The sequence below is a fragment of the Citricoccus alkalitolerans genome (genome assembly GCF_039528175.1).
Classification (GTDB): domain Bacteria; phylum Actinomycetota; class Actinomycetes; order Actinomycetales; family Micrococcaceae; genus Citricoccus; species Citricoccus alkalitolerans.
Window position 1 is genome coordinate 1,164,157 of the sequence record NZ_BAAALH010000001.1, and the last position, 18,630, is coordinate 1,182,786.

At 65.5% G+C, this 18,630-nt stretch carries 18 protein-coding genes; 9 read left to right on the top strand and 9 right to left on the bottom strand.

Going from position 1 to position 18,630, the window contains the following annotated elements; all coding sequences use genetic code 11:
- Positions 1 to 58 precede the first annotated feature (58 nt).
- Together ABD134_RS05225 and ABD134_RS05230 are read left to right on the top strand one after the other, a co-directional pair.
- Entirely contained in the window at positions 59 to 667 is a 609-nt protein-coding gene (locus ABD134_RS05225; protein ID WP_344227293.1) for a recombinase family protein, read from the top strand.
- A 163-nt stretch (positions 668 to 830) separates the two neighbouring features.
- On the top strand, positions 831 to 1,349 hold the full coding sequence (locus ABD134_RS05230) for a hypothetical protein (RefSeq protein WP_344227295.1): 519 nt from the start codon (positions 831 to 833) through the stop codon (positions 1,347 to 1,349).
- A gap of 231 nt (positions 1,350 to 1,580) precedes the next feature.
- On the opposite strand, the gene ABD134_RS05235 is transcribed toward ABD134_RS05230, so the two are convergent.
- Entirely contained in the window at positions 1,581 to 1,955 is a 375-nt protein-coding gene (locus ABD134_RS05235) for a hypothetical protein (protein ID WP_344227297.1), read from the bottom strand.
- Positions 1,956 to 2,410: 455 nt separating this feature from the next.
- Positions 2,411 to 2,827 carry a hypothetical protein gene (locus ABD134_RS05240; protein WP_344227299.1) on the bottom strand — a complete coding sequence of 139 codons (417 nt, stop codon included), beginning with the start codon at positions 2,825 to 2,827 and terminating at the stop codon, positions 2,411 to 2,413.
- A 321-nt stretch (positions 2,828 to 3,148) separates the two neighbouring features.
- Here ABD134_RS05240 and ABD134_RS05245 point away from each other — a divergent pair, with 321 nt between their 5' ends.
- The 3 genes from ABD134_RS05245 to ABD134_RS05255 all read left to right on the top strand — a co-directional run bounded on the left by ABD134_RS05245 (position 3,149) and on the right by ABD134_RS05255 (position 5,791).
- Positions 3,149 to 3,940: a hypothetical protein gene (locus ABD134_RS05245; protein WP_344227301.1), complete on the top strand. Its 792-nt coding sequence runs from the start codon at positions 3,149 to 3,151 to the stop codon at positions 3,938 to 3,940.
- Complete coding sequence (locus ABD134_RS05250; RefSeq protein WP_344227717.1) at positions 3,940 to 4,359, top strand: GntR family transcriptional regulator; 420 nt, start codon at positions 3,940 to 3,942, stop codon at positions 4,357 to 4,359. The genes ABD134_RS05245 and ABD134_RS05250 overlap by 1 nt, the downstream gene beginning before the upstream one ends.
- Before the next feature lie 256 nt (positions 4,360 to 4,615).
- A complete protein-coding gene (locus tag ABD134_RS05255; protein ID WP_344227303.1) occupies positions 4,616 to 5,791 on the top strand; it encodes a M14 family zinc carboxypeptidase in 1,176 nt (391 codons plus the stop codon).
- A gap of 104 nt (positions 5,792 to 5,895) precedes the next feature.
- Here the strand turns inward: ABD134_RS05255 and ABD134_RS05260 are convergent, their stop codons facing one another.
- A complete protein-coding gene (locus tag ABD134_RS05260; RefSeq protein WP_344227305.1) occupies positions 5,896 to 6,321 on the bottom strand; it encodes a potassium channel family protein in 426 nt (141 codons plus the stop codon).
- Between the two features lie 368 nt (positions 6,322 to 6,689).
- Here ABD134_RS05260 and ABD134_RS05265 point away from each other — a divergent pair, with 368 nt between their 5' ends.
- Complete coding sequence (locus tag ABD134_RS05265) at positions 6,690 to 7,463, top strand: DUF899 domain-containing protein (protein WP_344227307.1); 774 nt, start codon at positions 6,690 to 6,692, stop codon at positions 7,461 to 7,463.
- Here the strand turns inward: ABD134_RS05265 and ABD134_RS05270 are convergent.
- Positions 7,457 to 7,711 carry a DUF6458 family protein gene (locus ABD134_RS05270; protein ID WP_344227309.1) on the bottom strand — a complete coding sequence of 85 codons (255 nt, stop codon included), beginning with the start codon at positions 7,709 to 7,711 and terminating at the stop codon, positions 7,457 to 7,459. The two genes, ABD134_RS05265 and ABD134_RS05270, sit on opposite strands and share 7 nt — an antisense overlap.
- A gap of 239 nt (positions 7,712 to 7,950) precedes the next feature.
- On the opposite strand from ABD134_RS05270, the gene ABD134_RS05275 reads away from it, so the two are divergent.
- Positions 7,951 to 8,388 carry a VOC family protein gene (locus ABD134_RS05275; RefSeq protein ID WP_344227310.1) on the top strand — a complete coding sequence of 146 codons (438 nt, stop codon included), beginning with the start codon at positions 7,951 to 7,953 and terminating at the stop codon, positions 8,386 to 8,388.
- 8 nt (positions 8,389 to 8,396) lie between these two features.
- Here ABD134_RS05275 and hisS read toward each other — a convergent pair whose 3' ends face one another.
- A complete protein-coding gene (gene hisS, locus ABD134_RS05280; RefSeq protein ID WP_344227312.1) occupies positions 8,397 to 9,761 on the bottom strand; it encodes a histidine--tRNA ligase in 1,365 nt (454 codons plus the stop codon).
- 136 nt (positions 9,762 to 9,897) lie between these two features.
- Between hisS and ABD134_RS05285 the strand changes: the two genes are divergently transcribed.
- Both ABD134_RS05285 and ABD134_RS05290 read left to right on the top strand, forming a co-directional pair.
- Entirely contained in the window at positions 9,898 to 11,643 is a 1,746-nt protein-coding gene (locus ABD134_RS05285; RefSeq protein WP_344227314.1) for a DUF349 domain-containing protein, read from the top strand.
- A gap of 120 nt (positions 11,644 to 11,763) precedes the next feature.
- The gene (locus ABD134_RS05290; protein WP_344227316.1) at positions 11,764 to 12,444 is read left to right on the top strand and encodes a hypothetical protein; all 681 of its coding nucleotides are present in this window, start codon (positions 11,764 to 11,766) and stop codon (positions 12,442 to 12,444) included.
- A 64-nt stretch (positions 12,445 to 12,508) separates the two neighbouring features.
- Here ABD134_RS05290 and ABD134_RS05295 read toward each other — a convergent pair whose 3' ends face one another.
- The 4 genes from ABD134_RS05295 to yajC form a co-directional block, all read right to left on the bottom strand.
- Positions 12,509 to 15,040, bottom strand: a complete 2,532-nt coding sequence (locus tag ABD134_RS05295) for a RelA/SpoT family protein (protein WP_344227318.1) — start codon at positions 15,038 to 15,040, stop codon at positions 12,509 to 12,511.
- 150 nt (positions 15,041 to 15,190) lie between these two features.
- A complete protein-coding gene (gene secF, locus ABD134_RS05300; protein WP_344227320.1) occupies positions 15,191 to 16,186 on the bottom strand; it encodes a protein translocase subunit SecF in 996 nt (331 codons plus the stop codon).
- Positions 16,183 to 17,967, bottom strand: coding sequence for a protein translocase subunit SecD (secD, locus tag ABD134_RS05305; RefSeq protein ID WP_344227322.1), 1,785 nt, complete (start codon positions 17,965 to 17,967; stop codon positions 16,183 to 16,185). Before secD ends, secF begins: the two co-directional genes overlap by 4 nt.
- 59 nt (positions 17,968 to 18,026) lie before the next feature.
- Complete coding sequence (gene yajC / locus ABD134_RS05310) at positions 18,027 to 18,527, bottom strand: preprotein translocase subunit YajC (protein WP_344227324.1); 501 nt, start codon at positions 18,525 to 18,527, stop codon at positions 18,027 to 18,029.
- Positions 18,528 to 18,630 lie beyond the last annotated feature (103 nt).

The following is an 18,630-nucleotide window of genomic DNA, read 5'->3' on the forward strand; positions in this document are numbered from 1 at the left end:
GATGCTCGAGTCGGCCGCATCCCGCAGTCGGGACGGGCCTAGCTTCTGGAGGTGCGCCATGAGCGCGCTGCTTGTCGGGTACGCCCGATGCTCCACCGATCAGCAAGACCTGACCGCCCAACGCGACGCCCTGCTCGGCATGGGCGTCGAGGCTGATCGGATCTATGTTGATCATGGCCTGACCGGGACCAATCGTGAGCGACCTGGTTTGCGAGAGGCACTCGCCGCCTGTCGGGCCGGGGACACCTTGGTGGTCACCAAGCTCGATCGCCTGGCCAGGTCACTTCCCGATGCCCGAGCAATCGCTGACGAACTCACAGCCCGTCAGATCAGCTTGAGTTTGGGCGGGTCTGTCTATGACCCCACCGACGCGGTTGGCCGACTACTATTCAACGTCTTGGCCATGGTTGCGGAGTTCGAATCCGACCTGATCCGGCTCCGTACCCGGGAGGGGATGAAGGTGGCCAAAGCCAAGGGCCGTCTGCGTGGCAAGCAGCCCAAGCTCAACCGTCGTCAGGAAGCTCACCTCGTGTCACTGGTGCACAGCGGTGAGTACAGCACTTCCGAGGTCGCCGAGCTCTTCGGTGTTGGTCGATCGACGGTCTACCGCGCTATCGAACGGCAACGAGTCGAAACCAGAGCCGGCCTCGTGGAAACTAAACACTGAACGACGTCAGGGCCCCGGCTACCCCGATTCGAACCTTCTGAAGGGCGCCGGCGCCCTGACACTATGCATCAGTGCGAACCCTCCTATGGATTCCCTTGATGGGATCCCCCGCAAGCATGGGCATCTGGGGGGCATGATGGAACGCCCCCAGAATGGAGTAACCATGAATGATGCCGCCACGAGCCTCTCGGCTCTGATCACGTCCAAGAGCAGGCTCTCCGCTCCTGAACAGATCGAGGCCACCGTCCAGGCCACAGACGGAAAATCCACCCGCATTCACCAGGTGATCGCCAGATCCCCCACCGGCGAGTACCGCAGCACCACCGACGACGAGTCCGTCAGCTACAACCCTCACACTCATGAGCTGGTCTTCGAGCCGGCGAACGACCCGCCGTTGCGAATAACTCGAGACGAGTTTCCTTTGGCCTTTCCGGTGCTAGCCATGTTCAGCCCCCTCGACCTTCCGATCTGGGATTACAACCACAATTACGAGGTCGTGGATGCCTGGTCCGACGGGGACAGCGTCCGGCTAGAGTTCGCCGGCTCCATCGGAAGCGGCCAGGCCATCATTGATCTGGAGAACCACGTCGCCGTCGAACTGCAGTACCTGGATTGGCTGTACACCGTGCGGGACCTGTTCATCACACTCCACGGTGATGTCGGACGGACGGTGTGGACCTGACTTCCCAGCATCGGCCAGAGCGCATGGCCTTCTGGGCTGACCACCCGATCAACTGATGGTTCTGCGGGAAGGCCGACCGCCCGTCCTGCGCCTTAGCTACTTGATCGACCGTCGACCCAATTGGGCGCCCGGTGCGCGATCCCCATCTGGAGTTGGCCACCGAAATCTTGATGTCGCTCATCGCAGCCAGCTGCTGGATATGCGCGACTTGGCCGCGGGAGGCCGGACTGCTCAGCCTTCGGTTATATCGGCGCCCAGCTCGGTAGCGAGCCTGTCCAAGTCCTTAGCCGTCGCCTGGTGTTCCGGCGCACCTGTACCGCCCTCACCGGCCTCGGCAACGTCGGCGACGAACCACCCCGCCGTGCCCACCACGGGTACGGGTGCGATGGCTGAATTCAGCAGCTCGCGGGCGCCCTGGATCAGTGATTCGTCCTCGGACCACGCCAGGACGATGGTCTCTCCGCACTTCCGCCCCACGAGTTGTTGACCGTCCTCGATCATGAAAAAGTGGTCCTCCCCGAAGAAGCCGTCCGAGGGTCCCGGGCAGTCGAAACGCTCGTCGACTGCCTCGAACAGCTCGTCCAGACTGCCCACGGAATCGGCCATCGCGGAGGGTTGCGTCGATTCGGGGTTGGGCGACGTCGTCTCACTCGGAGTGGTGGCCGGAGGCGGAGTCTCAGTCGTACTTTGTTCCGCCTCGCTGCCACATCCCGTCAGGACGATTCCAGCCGTCAAAACCACCACTGCGCCAACGGCCGGAAACGACTGCAACTTCACCAAGATTCGGAACCCCTTCGCTCGCCGTCAGGTTCCTTCACACTACTGGCGCACGCGTCTTGCCGGGACCGGCCGCAACAAGAACATTGATTCGCAAGGGCCTGCAGTTCGAGGGCTCGCAGCCAAACCGTCATCTGGTCAACGAAGCACCGAACCTGCGCCCACCCCGGAGAATCGGCAAACGTACACTCTGCCTAGTTCGGCACTACCGTTGCTGAGGCCATGGCCTAGATATTCGGCGATCTCTACCATGGTGTGCACCCCATTGAAGTCCTTCGCCCGAGTCACCGCACGAGCAAGTTCTCGTGGATCTGCGTCCACCCCTCGTCGGTGAGTTCGGTGGTGTCGGTCCCGTCGCGGACCACCCTGGCTTCAGTTCCGGCGGTGTCGAGCGACACCAGCTGGGTTGCGTTACTCGAGGGGCCACCGCAGGCAATCGATTCGGCCTCCATGGCCACAAGGCACACGCCATGGGCCAGGCCAGGTTCAGCTGGCTTCGCGAGAAAGTAAGATATGCCCTCATGCTTGGCGACCCACCGGGCACTGTCCGGCTCCACATCGCCCCCGTAAAGGTCCGCAGGCAAGGTCTGGTCTGCGGTCGCCGGTTCGTCCAGGAGACCGACACCGCCGCTGCCTTGGCTGCATCCTGAAAACAGAAGAAGCGAAAACGCTCCGGCTAGTACGAGACCCTTGCGCTGCATCGGAGCTCCTGACCATGGTCGTTGGGATCTTCAATCGCCCCAGGGGCTACAGAGCCACTTCACCTTCATGCCAACTCGACCGGTTCACAGCATCGGGAACCGAATGGCCAGTGGTGACCTGCTTCATATCGACCGTACCACTCGGATGAAACAAACGTGTAGTGTCGAAATGACACAACAACGAAGGGTGTGGGCATGGCGTGGTTGATGTTCCTAGTCTGGGGCCCTGTGCTTACAGGTCTTGTTCTCGCTCTGGTCTGGTGGCTGTTGCGTGGCCGCAGGGCGGGTCTGCCAGACGGTTCGGTTCGGTCGATCCCGGGGGTGGTTGGCCTGGTTCTGCTCCTCGCTGTGGCCTTCGAACGGTTGGCCGGGGTGCCTTTGGTCTTGTCCTTCGATGTCCCGATGGTGCTCACGGGCTGGCATGCCCACTACTGGTTCGCCTTCCCCCTGCTCGTCGGGATACTCGCTCTGGTCGTCTTGGCGTTCCCGGCACATCCTCGGGCCGGTCAAGGCGCGGCAGCACTCTCACCCAGGACGCCGATCAGCTTCGGGCGTCGGCGTTGGTTCGCCACCCCCACCGTGCTGGTCGCACTCATCCTCCTGGTGACGGTCCTCGCCGGATCTCCTTCGAGTCCCGATCCGACCACGGGCCGCTACATGATGTACAACGTCGACATCGGTGGGGAATACAGCATGGGCGCCAGCATCTACGGGTGGTTTTACTCCGTGCCCTGCCTGTTCCTGCTGGTTCTCATGCTCGCGGCTACCTACCTCGACCTTTTCCTCATCTCCCGGCCAGCCCTGGACCACGACTATGCTCGAGACGCGCTTATCAGGACTGCCCGCACTCGCAATATTCTCGCCGTGGCAACCGGTGCGCTCCTGGTGCATTTCGCCTTCATCCTCCAGCCCCTCGCCGGGACCGCGTCGATGCGGGGCCAGTTCACCGCAGCAGGCGGAACGGTGAACTCGTGGACCACCTTCGCTGCACTGGAACCGGTGCTCCACGGCGCAAGTTTCGCGCTGCTGGCCCTCGGAGTCGCTTATTGGGCCACCGTGCTCCTATCCGCGATCCCGATGCGGCAACCAGCAAAGTCCACGGTCACGTCGTGATGATCACCCTGTCAGGGGCCACCCCACCCACGGAGCAAATCCGAGACCAGATCCGCGGGCTGATTGTCTCGGGGCAGCTGGCAGCCGATCAACGACTCCCCTCCGTCCGCCAGCTCGCCAAAGACCTCGACGTTGCCGCCGGCACCGTGGCCAAGGCCTACAAAGCACTCGAGAGCGAAGGATTCCTCACCACCCGCACCAGCGAAGGCACCCGAGTCAGCCGCAGCGCCACCACAACACCGCGACCAGTCCTGGCCGCCGCCCGGCAGCTCGCCGACACCAGCACCCAAGCCGGCACCAGCCTGGACGACGCCGTCCGCATCCTCCGCGCCATCTGGCCCCCACCACGCACAAACTCAGAAGAGCCAAACACGCACGCCGACTCGGTGACTGACCACAGACCAGACAACCTCATCTGAAGCCCTGCAGAATTAGCGATGCTCGGCCCCACAAATAGCATCCCGATGAAGGATGGGTCATCAGGTGTGCATTTGCCGAGATGGACCACCTCGACCGTTTCTGTAGTTTGCCGAGCAGTTTGTCCATCGTTTAAGCCGTTGCCTTGAAGTGTCGTACATCACATTTAGACTTCGGGGAGGCCTCGGTCACCGACGATTGGGGTTTCCACCAGCACCTATGCCGCCGTGGCAACACGGGAGAACCTCCAGGAGAATCATGAAGTCCACCACATCGACCAACCGGCGTCGGCGCCTCGCAGCCGTCGTGACCGCCGCTTCACTGATGCTCGCCGTTCCGGCTGGGGTCGCACCCGCCATGGCGGACGCGAACTTCCCGTCCCCCAACGGCCAGACCAACATCTCCAGTATCCTGACCTATGCCGACGTGGAGAAGGAACTGAAGAAGCTGGAGAAGACCTCTCGCTTCAACGTCGACGTCTTCACCCTCGCCGAGGCCGGCACATCGGTGAGTACTTCAGAACAGGGCCGTGACCTCTACGTAGCCACCGTTGGGACAGGGCCGGAGGACGTCTGGCTTCAAGGACGAATCCACGGCAACGAACCCTATGGCACGGATTCTCTACTGACCCTGCTCAAGGACCTGGGGACGAACGGATCATCGGATTACGACCTGCTGCGTGAGAAGTACACCTTCCACATCATCCCGATGTACAACCCAGACGGTGCCGAGGAGAACATCCGCCACACGATCCTGTGGGACGACGTGACCGGAACCCCTCAGCTCGGTGGGAACGGAGGTGAACAGCGCATCGATCTCAACCGGGACTGGACAGAGAACGGCTTCGCAGCCAAGGAATCCTTGGCCTTTTACGAGTACTGGACCATGGTGGATCCGGACTTCGGGGTGGACATCCACCACCAGGGCCTGAAGAAGGAATGGGGAACAGGTGACGATGTGACGTTGTCTCTCGGCATTTCCTTGGCACCTGGTGGGCCCACCTTGCCCGGTCTTGAAGACGGCGCCTATGACGTGTTGACCCGTCAGATGCTCGTGCATGTCTACGACGAACTATCGAAGTACGGATCCATCAACATAGATCGGTATCAGGTAGGCGACGGACTGGAGATCGACATCAAGGGCGGCGTCGTCTCAGCCATGATGCTGGGCCTGAACTATCAAGGGCTGAACCCGGAAGGCCACAGCAACCCGGTCGTGTTCTTTGAGACGAGTGGAAACACCTCCGATGGCAGCCTGGGCCAGAAGGCCCGCGGAAAGTCAGTCCGACAGAACGAGTTGGCACTGAAGGAGCTCCTGCTCGGGATGGCCACGGGAGAGGTACAGCAAGAGGATCCGGAACGGTGGGAGGACATCCCGCACCAGCCAGTGACCGGATACCAGACGGACTACGCCGGGGTCATCCCGGCCCAGTAGGGGAAACACCGGGGGTCCTCCTGTCATGCGGCAGGAGGACCCCTGCCCTGGTGTTCCCTTCCCTGCCGCGAAGGCGCACATGTCCTCCGCTGCGCGGGCGGCGTTCAACCTAACTGGGCGAAAGCCTCGGCTTTGCGGGTCGGCCCGGCCACCAGGAGAGTGTCGTCGGCTTGGAGGATGTAGTCACGGTCCGGATAGATCCATTCGCCCTGGTCCTTCACGGCGACGACGGAGACGCCCCGTTCGGCTCGGAGCCGGAACTCTGCCAGTTCACGACCGACATAGCGCTGTGGGACGCCGGTGCGGACGATAGAGAAGCCCGGCTCGACCTCCACGTAGTCCTCCATGGATATCCGGACCAGGTGGGCCAGTCGGCGGCCCATGTCCCGTTCGGGATGGACGACGTGCTGGATACCGAGCTGACGCAGGATCGTCTCGTGAGCATCGTCGTTGGCCTTGGCCCAGATGTTCTCGATGCCGAAGCGATCGCGGCCAGAAACCCCAGGACTATCACCTGGGCCGGCTTCCAATGCGGCCGGCGAGGCACTAGCCGAAAGGCCGGCCGACGTGCCGCACGGAGAAGATTCCGCCGGGGCCGGGACTGGGGCAAGGTTACGAGGGAACAAGCTACTCCTGCTCGAACCGTGTTGACTAGCGAGAGATTCGAAACGTGCGTCACGTGTTCCAGGAATGCCGCTCGCAAGACTCCTTCGAGGCCAGCGGACTCGACCATGGAACCAGTCCCCCGATGATGGCGAACGGATTGGACCTCCCCTGCGGATGTCCGCTTCCAAGGCTCAATGGGGATGCGAGGACGGGCAGCAGAGCAGGATAGGAGTCTTCCCGGAGGGGCTCGGCTCCCTACCGTTAGACCTGACAGCGAGGACGGTGACCGGGCATGACGGATGCCAAGACGGCCGCGGAGCCGATGCCCCAGATCGTCGACCGCGCCACCTGGACAGACGCGAGAGCGGTGTTGCTCCATCAGGAAAAGGCGTTGACCCGGATGAAGGATGCGGTCAGCGCGGCACGTCGCAGGATGCCCATGGTGGAGGTGCACTCCGACTATGCCTTCGAAGGACTTCAGGGCCGCGTCGGTCTGCTCGATCTGTTCGAGGGCCGGCCACAGTTGATCGTGCAACACTTCATGTTCGGCCCCGACTGGGATGAGGGCTGTGACGGGTGCTCGATGATGGCTGAGCACATCGGCCCACTGTCGCACCTGCACGCCCGCCGGACATCCTTCGCGTTGACTTCGAGGGCTCCCCTGGCGAAACTTCAGTCGTTCCAGACGCGCATGGGGTGGCAGTTGCCTTGGTACTCCACGAGGGGGAGCTCCTTCAACGAGGACTTCGGTGCCACCTCCGACGGCGAAGAGCACCAAGCCGTCAGCGTCTTCTTCCGCACCGACGGCCGCATCTTCCATACCTGGTCAACCTACGACCGTGGTGAGGAACCCTTCATGGTGGTGTTCGATCTACTCGACCTCACCCCGTTCGGACGGCAGGAGACGTGGGAGAACTCCCCGCCCGGCTGGCCCCAGGAACCGACCTATTCATGGATGCGCCTGAGTGACCGCTACGAGAACTCGACCAGCACCGCTTGCCAGCACCACACCGCAGATCAAACCCCACCGATGCCCTCAGGGCGAGACATAACGACATCTCAATAGTCGCGCGTCTCGTCCCGGCGAATCGACTCTCCGGTGTGCGGGTCCTGTACGGTTCTGGACTCGCTGATTCGGCGGTTCGCCGAGCTGGCGACCCCCATCTGAATCAGGGACACGATGAACAACAGGGCACCGGCGGCCATGAGGATGTAACCGGCCACCGTCAGGTCGAACCCGGCGATGGCATCCTGGACCGCGAAGCTCAGGATGGCCCCCAAGGCCATGAGGACAATGGCAGAACCGAATTTCATGGGTCTCCTTCTCGCCGGTCTCGGCAGTTCTTCCGGCCGTCTCGGCAGGTCGTCACGGCCGTCGTCCGCGCCACCCTACGGGCAGAGTCGCACGCTCTCAAGGCTCTTTGGGCCCGCGGGATCCAGATGGCCTGACGCCGCGTCCCGGAACCTGCTCACGCCTGTACGTGGGCGACTGCGGGTGAGACCATGACGGTTCAGAACCGGCTCACCGTCCCTTCAACTCCAGGATTCAACGCATGTCCATCAGATTCGAGAACGTCGGCATCGCCGTGCGGGACCTGGAGGCGACGATCGCCTTCTTCGCCGACCTGGGACTGACCGTCCTGGGACGGGACACGGTCAGTGGTCAGTGGGCGGACACCGCGGTGGGCCTCGACGGCAACCATGCCAGCATCGCCATGCTCCAGACGCCGGACGGCAACGGCCGCCTCGAACTCTTCGAGTACCTCCACCCCGAAGCCATCGAGACCGAACCCACCCAGCCGCACGAGATCGGGATGCACCGCGTCGCCTTCTCCGTGGACGACCTCGACGAGGCCCTCGAGATCGCCGCGCGGCACGGTTGCCACCCGCTCCGCGGCGTGGCGACCTACGAGGACGTGTACAGGCTCACGTACGTCCGAGGCCCCAGCGGCATCCTCGTGATGCTCGCCCAGGACCTGACGAAAGCGTGACGCGGACCTCAGCCCTCCAGGACCTGGGGCCGCACGTCCTCGGCCGGGGGCATCCAGCTAGCGGGGTCGGCGTCAACCTGCTCACCGGACCGGATGTCCTTGACCTGGTGCTCGGCCGTACCGTCCTCCCCCACGGACGTGAACCAGACGTACGGGATGCCGCGCTTGTCCGCGTACTTGATCTGCTTGCCGAACTTCTCGGCGGACACGGCCACCTCGGCGGGGATCCCCCGGGCGCGCAGGGACTGCGCGGTGTCCTGCGCGGCCGACCAGTCGTCGTCGTGCGTCAGGGCGATGTAGACGGCCGTCGGCACGGAGCGGGTGGCACTGGCCATCTGTTGGGAGAAGATGCGCATCATGAGCCGGGTCACGCCGATGGAGAGTCCCACGCCCGGGAACGTACGGTTTCCCTTGGATGCCAGGGCGTCATAGCGGCCGCCGGAACAGATGGAACCGAGCTGCTCATGGCCCACCAACACGGTCTCGTAGACCGTTCCCGTGTAGTAGTCGAGTCCGCGGGCAATGGACAGGTCCGCCACGGCGCGCCCGGGGGCGCGCCGGTGCAATTCGCCGACGACGCCGGCCAGCTCCTCGAGCCCTTCCTCCAGCAGCTCGTGGGTCACCCCCAGGGCGCGGACCTGCTCCACGAAGGACGTGTCCTCGGTGCGGATCGCCGCCAGGGCGAGGGCCTGCGTGGCCTGGTCCTCGGTGGCACCGAGTTCGGACTGGAGCAGTCGGGACACCTCGGCCGCGCCGATCTTCTCCAGCTTGTCGATGTTGCGCAGCACCCCGGCGGTGTCCTCGAGGCCGAGCCCGCGGTAAAAGCCCTCGGCGAGCTTGCGATTGTTGATGCGGATGGTGAAGTCGCCGATCGGCAGGGCCCCGAGGGCCTCGGCCATCACGAGGGCGACGTCCACGTCGGATCGAAATGGCAGTGTGCCGTCCCCCACCACGTCGATGTCCGCCTGGGTGAACTCGCGGGCCCGGCCCTCCTGGGGACGCTCACCACGCCAGACCTTCTGGATCTGGTACCGGCGGAACGGGAAGGACAGGTGCCCGGCGTTCTCCACCACGTATCGGGCGAAGGGCACCGTCAGGTCGAAGTGCAGCGCCAGGCGATTCGGGTCCTGGGCGTCCTGGGCCCGCGCCGTTCCCTGATCCGCGTCTGCCTGCAGCCGCGAGACCGCATAGACCTCTTTGTCAATCTCGCCCTTGCGCAGCAGCTGACCGAGGGTCTCCACGGCGCGGGTCTCGATGGAGGAGAAGCCATGCAGCTCGAAGGTGTTCCGCAGGGTGTCCAGCACATGCTGTTCCACGATCCGCTCGGCGGGAAGCCACTCGTGGAAACCGGACAGGGATGCCTTGCGGGACATGGGCCACCTTCTGTAGGAACTGCTGGGGGGACATTCGGCTCCCCATTCTAGGTCCAGCCGGTACGCTGGACGTGACCGTATCCACTATTCCCTGCGGCCGCGCGCCGGTGCAGGGCACCAGCAGAGAGTTCTAGCGGTGACCACCAGTCAAGAATCCGACGACCAGCAGTCCACCCAGCGGACCTCTGACGAGGCCCCCGTGGCCGCGTCCGAGCAGTCCGCCCCACACACTCCGGAGCAGGTAGCAGGGCAGGCGACCGAACCCGCCGCCGACCCCGCTGAGTCTGCGGTGCCAACCGAGGCCCCGGCCCAGGCCGAGGAACAGGTGTCCGCCGCGGAAGAGGAGACCGAGGCCGTGTTGGCCTCCGTCGAGGCGACCGAGGCACCTTCGGTCGACCCCGCGCCCAGCGATGAGGTGACCTCGGCTCCCGCGCCCAGCGAGGAGGCCTCGACACCGGCGCCTAGCGAAGAGGCCTCGGCTCCCGCGGCCCCGAAGCCCGGCGTGCCGAAACCCGGCAAGGCCCCGAAGCCCTCCCATCTGCCGCGTCCCGCCACCCCGGCTGGCCAGGGGAAGGCACCCGCGGCCACCGCTCCCGTCTCACCGATGCCTGCACCCAGCTTCACCACTCCCCTGGAGGATGCCGCGAAGTTCGCGAAGGTCAGCGACGACGGCCACGTCATCCTGATCGACGGCGCTGAGGAGCACCCGGTCGGCCAGTTCCCGGACGGCACCAAGGACGAGGCCCTCGCGTACTTCAGCCGGAAGTACGACGAGGTCGTCTCCCAGGTCATGCTCCTCGAGCAGCGCGTGGCCACGGGCGCACCGGCGGGCGAGATCCAGAAGACCCTGGGCCACTTGCGCCAGACCATCGGCGAACGGGGCATGGTGGGTGACATGCCCGCCCTGCGCGCCCGCGTCGAGGCATTGCAGACCCGGTTGGACGATCTCAAGTTGGCCGAGAAGCTGGCCCTGGAGAAGGCGCAGGCCGAGCAGCTGGCCACCCGCGAGGCAATCGTGGCCGAAGCCGAGGAACTGGCCGCGAAGGACCCTCAGCAGGTGCAGTGGAAGCAGGCCAGCGCCCGCATGGCTGAGCTGTTCGAGAACTGGAAGTCCGCGCAGAAGGCCGGTCCCCGCCTTGGCAAGTCGGTCGAGGACGGCCTGTGGAAGCGATTCCGTACGGCCCGCACCACGCACGACAAGCACCGCCGAGCCTTCTTCTCCCAACTGGACGCCACCAACTCCAAGGCCAAAGCCGCCAAGGAGAAGCTGATCGCCCGCGCCGAGGCCCTTTCCACCTCGACCGACTGGGGACCCACGGCCGGCGCCTACCGGGACCTCATGGACGAGTGGAAGGCTGCCCCGCGCGCTTCCCGCAAGGAGGACGATGCCCTCTGGGCCCGCTTCCGCGCTGCGCAGGACGTCTTCTTCAACGCCCGCAAGGCGACCAACGAGGAGATCGACAAGGAATACGGCGAGAACCTCAAGGTCAAGGAGCAGATCCTGGCCGAGGGGCAGAAGCTGTTGCCAGTGAAGGACGTCAAGGCCGCTCGCAAGGTCCTGAACGATCTGCGGGGCCGCTGGGAGGACGCCGGGCGGGTGCCCCGCAAGGATGTCACCCGCATGGAGTCCGCGTTCCGGAAGCTGGAGGAAGGCCTGAAGTCGGCCGAGGACGAGCACTGGCGCAAGACCAACCCCGAGACCAAGGCCCGGACGAACTCCGCCCTGACCCAGCTCGAGGACAAGGTCGCCGAACTCGAGGATGATCTGGCCAAGGCCCAGTCCAAGGGTGACGCCAAGGCCATCGCCAAGGCGCAGGAAGCGCTCGATGCCCGCAAGATGTGGCTCGAGACCCTGCAGAAGTCGGCTCAGGGACTGCGCTGACCCGCTGACATCGGGTGGGCCCCGTGTGGATTCCTGTGAATCCCTCGTTGAGTCCTGCATTGTCCACAGCTGTGGCCCGGCTCCGTGCCGGGCCACAGCTGTTTCTGCGACGCTGGGACGGTGACCCTGACCGCTGCACCCGGCACTGCATCCCCTGCTGGACGCCCTGCTGAATCCGCCGTCCAGCCCACCCGCGGACCGACGGTGGCGAATCCCGGCGTCGAGCCGATGGAGTTCCTGGTGCCCGGACTCCCCTATGCCGGTCCGGAGCTCCGGGGCATGGAGCTCTCCGGTTTGATCGTCCACGTCATCGGGGACCTGTACGTGGAGGCCGACCAGCCCGGTTCGGGGGCGGCGGCACCGAGGATGCGGGCGGCGGCGGTGCTCCGGCTCGCCGCGCCCGTCGTCGCGGGCCGGTGGGCGGCCATGGGATTGACGGCGGCCTGGGTGCTCGCGGGCGGGCCGCCACCGGCGGCGCTGGAGGCCTCCGTGCAACGTTTCCACCGGATCCCGCTGCAGCCGCTGTCCGTCGGGCTGCGGTTGGAACAGTCTGACGCCGCGAGCCAACCGGCCGACGTCGTGGACGCCTTCGGATTGCCGTGCACGAGCGTGGAGCGGACCATCGAGGACTTGCTGCGCCGCGCCGGGGACCCTCACCGGGCTGCGGCGGCGATGACCGCGGCGGCGCGACTGCTGCCGCTGACCGATACAGTCGCGCTCCGGGACCGGTTCGAATCCCGCCGCAAACGGTGCGGCATGGCAACAGCCAGGCGAGCATTGGAGCGCCTGCTGCCGGGGTGAGACCCAGTCGGCCCTAGAACTCCGTCAGCCTGGACTATCTGTCCTTCTGAGGAATCGGCCGGTCTCAGTCCTCCGCTGCGGGGCGGCTCTGACCGGCGGTGCGGTACACGTCATAGACCCCGTCGATGCGCCGCACCGAGGACAGCACGTGGCTCAGGTACTTCGGATCCCCCATCTCGAAGACGAACTTGCTGATGGCCACGCGGCTCCGGGAGGTGTTCACCGATGCAGAGAGGATGTTCACGTGGTGTTCTGCGAGCATCCGTGTCACGTCCGAGAGCAGGGACTTGCGGTCCAGCGCCTCGACCTGGATCTCCACGAGGAACACCGAGGACTGCGTGGGTGCCCAGGAGACCTCCACGATCCGGTCCGGTTCCTCCCGAAGGTGGTCGATGTTCTTGCAGTCGGTGCGGTGCACGGACACGCCGGAGCCGCGGGTGACGAAACCGATGATCTCGTCCGGTGGCACGGGGGTGCAGCACCGGGCCAGCTTGGCCATCACATCGCCGGATCCCTGCACCATGACCCCGGAGTCGGACTGCCTGCTCGGAGCGGCGATGCGGGTGATCGGGATCGCCGAGGTGTCCAGGGACTCCTCGGTCTCCTCCTCCACCGCGTGCAGCTTCTGCAGATGCTCGATCACGTTCTGCACGGAGACGTTGGCGTCCCCGATCGAGGCGTAGAGGGTGGAGATGTCCGGCAGGTTCAGCTGCCCCGCCACCTCGGTGAGCGAATCCGACGCCATCATCTGGTGCAGGGGCAGGCTCATCTTGCGCAACTGGCGAGTGAGCTGCTCCTTACCCTTCTCGATGGACTCCTCGCGGCGTTCCTTCGAGAACCAGTGGCGGATCTTGTTCCGAGCCCGCGGACTGCGGACGAAACCGAGCCAGTCCTGGCTGGGCCCGGCGCCCTCGGTCTTCGAGGTGAAGATCTCCACCCAGTCACCGTGGTGCAGTTCGCTGTTCAGCGGGACGAGCTTGCCGTTGACGCGGGCGCCGATGGTGCGGTGGCCCACCTCGGTGTGCACGGCGTATGCGAAGTCAACGGGGGTCGAGCCCGCCGGCAGGGCCATCACCTCGCCCTTGGGCGTGAACACGAAGACCTCGGCGGCGTCGATCTCCGCGCGCAGTGACTCCAGGAACTCGTTCGGGTCCTTGGTGTCCTTCTGCCAGTCCATGACGGAACGCAGCCACCCCGGGGTCTGGTCTCCACTGGACGGGGCACCCTGGGCCGCCTGGTCCTTGTACTTCCAATGCGCCGCCACGCCGTACTCCGCGCGACGGTGCATCTCATGCGTGCGCAGCTGGATCTCCACGGGCTTGCCGCCCGGACCGATCACCGTGGTGTGCAGCGACTGGTACATGTTCAGTTTGGGCATCGCGATGTAGTCCTTGAAGCGGCCCGGCAGCGGGCTCCACTTCGCGTGCAGGACACCGAGCGCGCCGTAGCAGTCCCGGACCGAGTCGACCAGCACGCGGACGCCCGTGAGGTCGTGGATTTCGTCGAAGTCTTTCCCCCGGACGATCATCTTCTGGTAGATCGAGTAGAAGTGCTTCGGCCGTCCCGTGACGGTGGCCCGCACCCGGGCCTCCTTGAGGTCCTTCTCGATCTGTCCGCGCAGCACGGCCAGGTTCTTCTCACGCTCGGGGGTGCGCTCCCCCACCAGCCGCACGATCTCCGCGTACACCTTGGGGTACAGGGCCGCGAAGGACAGGTCCTCGAGCTCCCACTTGATCGTGTTCATGCCGAGCCGGTGGGCCAACGGCGCGTAGATCTCCAGGGTCTCCTTGGCCTTGCGTGCGCTCGAGGCCGGGGCCACATAGCGCCACGTACGGGCGTTGTGCAGGCGGTCGGCAAGCTTGATGACCAGGACCCGGACGTCGTCCGCCATGGCCAGCACCATCTTGCGGACGGTCTCGGCCTGCGCCGCATCCCCGAACTTGACCTTGTCCAGTTTGGTGACCCCGTCCACCAGGACGGCCACCTCGTCCCCAAAATCCCGGCGCAGCTGCACCAGCGAGTAGCTGGTGTCCTCCACCGTGTCATGCAACAGGGCCCCGGCCAGGGTGGTGCCGGTCATGCCCAGCTCGGCGAGGATCGTGGCCACGGCCACGGGGTGGGTGATGTACGGGTCGCCGCTCTTCCGCTTCTGGCCTGCGTGGGCCTTTTCGGCCACCTCGAAGGCCCGGATGATCAGGTCGAGATCTTCCTTCGGCTGGCGGACCTTGAGGGTCCGGACCAGGGGCTCCAGGATCGGCGAATAATCGTTGGCGACGCGGCCGGTCAGCCGCGCCAGCCGGCTACGGGGCCGCCGTGAGACGATCGCACCGCTCGCCGGGCTGCCAGCCGTGGCCGCGTCGGACGGTCCGCTGGGCCGGATGGTGGACGGGGTGCTCGGAGCCGGGCTCGTCACCGGTGCGGTGGGGGTGCGCTCCGGTGGCGCGGACACCTCAGTCCTGGTGGCCGACGTCGGCCCCTCGGTTTCCGCTTCCTCGCCCGGCCCGCTGGGCACGGCCGAGGAATACGTCTGGTTGGGTGTGGGGTGCGGGACGGCACCGGAGCTGGCCGGGCGTGGCCGTTCTGACTCTGTACCCATGGCTGCCGTCCTTCCCGCGGTCAGCTCGGGTCTCCCTCGCTGCCACTGTGCTCAACCCTCAACGGGGTAGTGATCCATTCTAGGGCCACCACGAGTAGTGGCCGGCACCCTGCAGTCAGGGTACCGGCCACCGGAGGTGATCAGCGCAGATCAGACCGCAGCTGACGCCTCCGCTTCACGCCGTTCCAGGACCTTGGCGTCATTGGCCTGGATCTTCGGTTCGCCCTTGCGCAGCAACGCGTACAGCGGGGCCTGGATGAAGATCGTGGCCAGGGTGCCCACGATGATGCCCACGAAGATGGCCAGCGAGATGTCTCGCAGCGTGCCGGCGCCGAGCAGGAACGCGCCGATGAACAGGATTGAGGCCACCGGGAGGATGGCCACCACGGACGTGTTGATCGACCGGACCAGCGTCTGGTTGATCGCCAGGTTGACGTTCTCCTGGAAGGTCCGGGTGGTCTCCTCGAGGTTGTGCTCCGTGTTCTCCCGGATCTTGTCGAAGACCACCACCGTGTCATAGAGCGCATAACTCAAGATGGTCAGGAAGCCGATGATGGCACTCGGGGTGACCTCGAAGCCGGTGGCACCGTAGATGCCCGCGGTCACCCCCACCACGTACAGCAGACCGATCACCGCAGCGAGTGACATCTTCCAGGTGCGGAAGTAGGCGGCCATCAGCAGCGCCACGAGGACGACGAAGATGACCAGGCCGAGCAAGGCCTGCTGCGTCACACCCTGGCCCCAGGTGGGGCCCACGAAGTTGGAGGTCACCTGGTCCTGCTCGACCCCGTAGGCCGCCTGCAGGTTCGCCGCGACCTCCAGGGTCTGATCATCGTCCAACAGGTCCGTCTGGATCCGCATGGTGCCCGGCGCGATGTTGGTGACGGTGGCTTCCGCCTGCGGCACGGCATCCTGCACCGCGTCCTCACCGGGCGCGATGTCCGTGTTGGACACGGCGGAGACGGTGAACTCGGAGCCGCCCCGGAAATCGATGCCGAGGTTGAATCCACCGCGGGCCAGGGTCAGGCCGACCACCGCCACGAGGATGATCAGGGCGACGGAGAACCAGGTCTTCCACCTCGTGGTGAAGGGGTAGGAACGCTTGCCGGTGTAGAGCTGGTTACCCCAGGTGGCCAGTGCACTCACTTTTGCTCCTCCGTCCGTTCGGTTGAGGTGGTACTGGCCTCAGCGAAGTCCCAGGCAGAATCGTCGGCGCTGCTGCCATCGCCGACCGCCGCGAGCTGTTCGGCCCGCCGGCGTTCCGCGATCGTCTGCCGCTTGGCCGCCTCCTTGGAGGACTTCTGGCTCTTCTTCGTCGCCTTGCCGGACGCGGCCGGGACCGGCCTGAAATCGCGGACCTTGCCAGCCCCCTGGTACAGGGGTTCACGTCCGAGCAGCGAGGGATCGAGCCCGGACAACTTGTGCCCGCCACCGAAGAACCGGGTGTTCGCCAGCAACTGGAGCACCGGGTGGGTGAACAGGAACACCACCACGAGGTCCGCCACCGCCGTCAGACCGAGCGTAAACGCGAATCCGCGCACATTGCCCACCGCCACGAAGTACAGCACGACGGCGGCCAGCAGGTTGACGGCCTTGGCGGCCACCACGGTGCGCTTGGCCCGGAGCCAGCCGTACTCGACAGCCTCCGCCAGGCTTCGCCCGTTGCGCAACTCGTCCTTGATGCGTTCGAAGTAGACGATGAACGAGTCCGCCGTCAGGCCGATGGCCACGATCAACCCCGCTATGCCGGCCAGGGACAACCGATAGTTGTCCGACCAGCCCAGCAGGACGATCGCCAGGTAGGTCAGCACCCCCGCCACCACGAGGGAGGCCATGGTGACCAGCCCCAGCAGGCGGTACTGGAAGAACGAGTACACGGCGACCAGGGCCAGGCCGATGAGCCCGGCGATGAGGCCAAGGCGCAGTTGGTCAGCACCGAGGGTGGCGGAGATCTGCTGCTCGGACTCGATGGTGAAGCTGATCGGCAGGGCGCCGTACTTCAGCTGCTCCGCCAGGGCCGCGGCCGACTCCTCGGTGAAGTTGCCGGAGATCTGCGCCCGGCCGTCGGTGATGACGGCCTGGGACTGCGGCGCGGAGACGACCATGCCGTCCAGGACGATGGCGAACTGCTTGCGCGGGTCTCCCTCCTGGAAGGGCGTCAGGCGCTGGGTGACCTCGCGGAAGGCATCCGCGCCGGCGTTGTTGAAGGTCAGGTTGACGGCCCACTGGTTGGTGGACACACCGGTGGCCGTGTTGACCAGGCCGTAGTCGGCGTCGGCGATGTCGGTGCCCGGGACCTCCACCGGACCGACGATGTACTTCACGCCCTGATTCGGATCGCAGACGATAGCTGCCTCGTCCGTGGGCAGTGACTCCCGGTTCGGGTCCTCGAGCACGGCGGGGCAATCATGGGCCTCGAATTCGGCGGCCAGCTCCGGGGTAATCCAGTTCGGGTCCGAGCCATTCTCCGGCTCGGCCGTGGGCTCTGGGAATTCCTCCGCCGGTGTCCGCTGGTCCTCCGGTGTGGCGGTGAAGGACCCCATCGTGATGACCGGACGGAACTCCATGTTGGCGGATGCCTGGATCAGCTCACGGGTCTCCTGGTCCGGGACTCCGGGCAGGGACACCACCACATTGCGACCGCTCTGGGTGGAGATCTCCGCCTCGGAGACACCGGAGCCGTCCACACGTTGGCGGATGATCTCCACTGCCTGGTCGAGTTGCTCCGCAGACACCTCCTGGCCACCGGTGACCTCCGGGGCGAGCACCATCTGGGTGCCGCCTTCCAGGTCGAGGGCGAGCTTGGGGGCCAACTGGGCCTGGCCGGTGGCCACGCCGACACCGAGGATCGCCGCCAGGGCGACCATCAGGCCGGCGAGCCACCAGAGGGTGCGCTTGGCGCGTCCCCGGGGGGTCTTATCAGACATGGAGGGCTACGGCTTTCGGTTCACGGGGCGAGGGAGGGCGTCTGCTGAGTCAGCCGACGTCAGGCAGACGGGCGATCCGTGCCAGGACGCTGGTCGTCCGGGCCGTTGCCATCGGTCTCGTTGTTGCGGTCGGTGCCACCGTTGGCCTCTTCCAGGCCTGCCGGGGAATCCGGAACGGTGGTCTCCGGCTCGCCACCCACGGATGTACCGGCGGCACCGGCGGCGGGATCCACGGCCTTGCCGATGGCCTGCAGGTGCACGGTGGCCGTGTTGCCCGGAGAGATCTCGATGACGGCCTTGTTCTCGTCCTTGTCCACGGACAGGATGGTGCCGAACAGGCCCATGGTGGTCATGACTTCAACGCCGGGACCGAGCGACTGGTGCAGCTGCTGCTGCTGCTGCTGGGCCTTCTTGCTGCGGCGGAACATGCTGAAGATCAGCAGCGCGAAGATCGCGAGCATGATCAGCAGGAAGGGGTCGAACGGCAGGCCGCCACCGCCTTCCGGGTTGGCGCCTTCGGCGACAAGCGAGGCAGTTGCGGGGGCGATCAGCTGGGTCACTTCGGGGACACCACATTCCAGAGTCGGGGCACAGGACAACCCGATTAGTCTACGGGTAGGTTCTCACTGTCCGTTCAGACGCGCCCTCCCGTGGCACATTGTT

Coding starts and splice junctions, on each gene's coding strand:
- ABD134_RS05225 (WP_344227293.1), top strand. CDS start 59: ATGAGCGCGCTGCTTGTCGGGTACGCCCGATGCTCCACCGATCAGCAA.
- ABD134_RS05230 (WP_344227295.1), top strand. CDS start 831: ATGAATGATGCCGCCACGAGCCTCTCGGCTCTGATCACGTCCAAGAGC.
- ABD134_RS05235 (WP_344227297.1), bottom strand. CDS start 1,955: ATGGCCGATTCCGTGGGCAGTCTGGACGAGCTGTTCGAGGCAGTCGAC.
- ABD134_RS05240 (WP_344227299.1), bottom strand. CDS start 2,827: ATGCAGCGCAAGGGTCTCGTACTAGCCGGAGCGTTTTCGCTTCTTCTG.
- ABD134_RS05250 (WP_344227717.1), top strand. CDS start 3,940: ATGATCACCCTGTCAGGGGCCACCCCACCCACGGAGCAAATCCGAGAC.
- ABD134_RS05255 (WP_344227303.1), top strand. CDS start 4,616: ATGAAGTCCACCACATCGACCAACCGGCGTCGGCGCCTCGCAGCCGTC.
- ABD134_RS05265 (WP_344227307.1), top strand. CDS start 6,690: ATGACGGATGCCAAGACGGCCGCGGAGCCGATGCCCCAGATCGTCGAC.
- ABD134_RS05270 (WP_344227309.1), bottom strand. CDS start 7,711: ATGAAATTCGGTTCTGCCATTGTCCTCATGGCCTTGGGGGCCATCCTG.
- ABD134_RS05275 (WP_344227310.1), top strand. CDS start 7,951: ATGTCCATCAGATTCGAGAACGTCGGCATCGCCGTGCGGGACCTGGAG.
- hisS (WP_344227312.1), bottom strand. CDS start 9,761: ATGTCCCGCAAGGCATCCCTGTCCGGTTTCCACGAGTGGCTTCCCGCC.
- ABD134_RS05295 (WP_344227318.1), bottom strand. CDS start 15,040: ATGGGTACAGAGTCAGAACGGCCACGCCCGGCCAGCTCCGGTGCCGTC.
- secD (WP_344227322.1), bottom strand. CDS start 17,967: ATGTCTGATAAGACCCCCCGGGGACGCGCCAAGCGCACCCTCTGGTGG.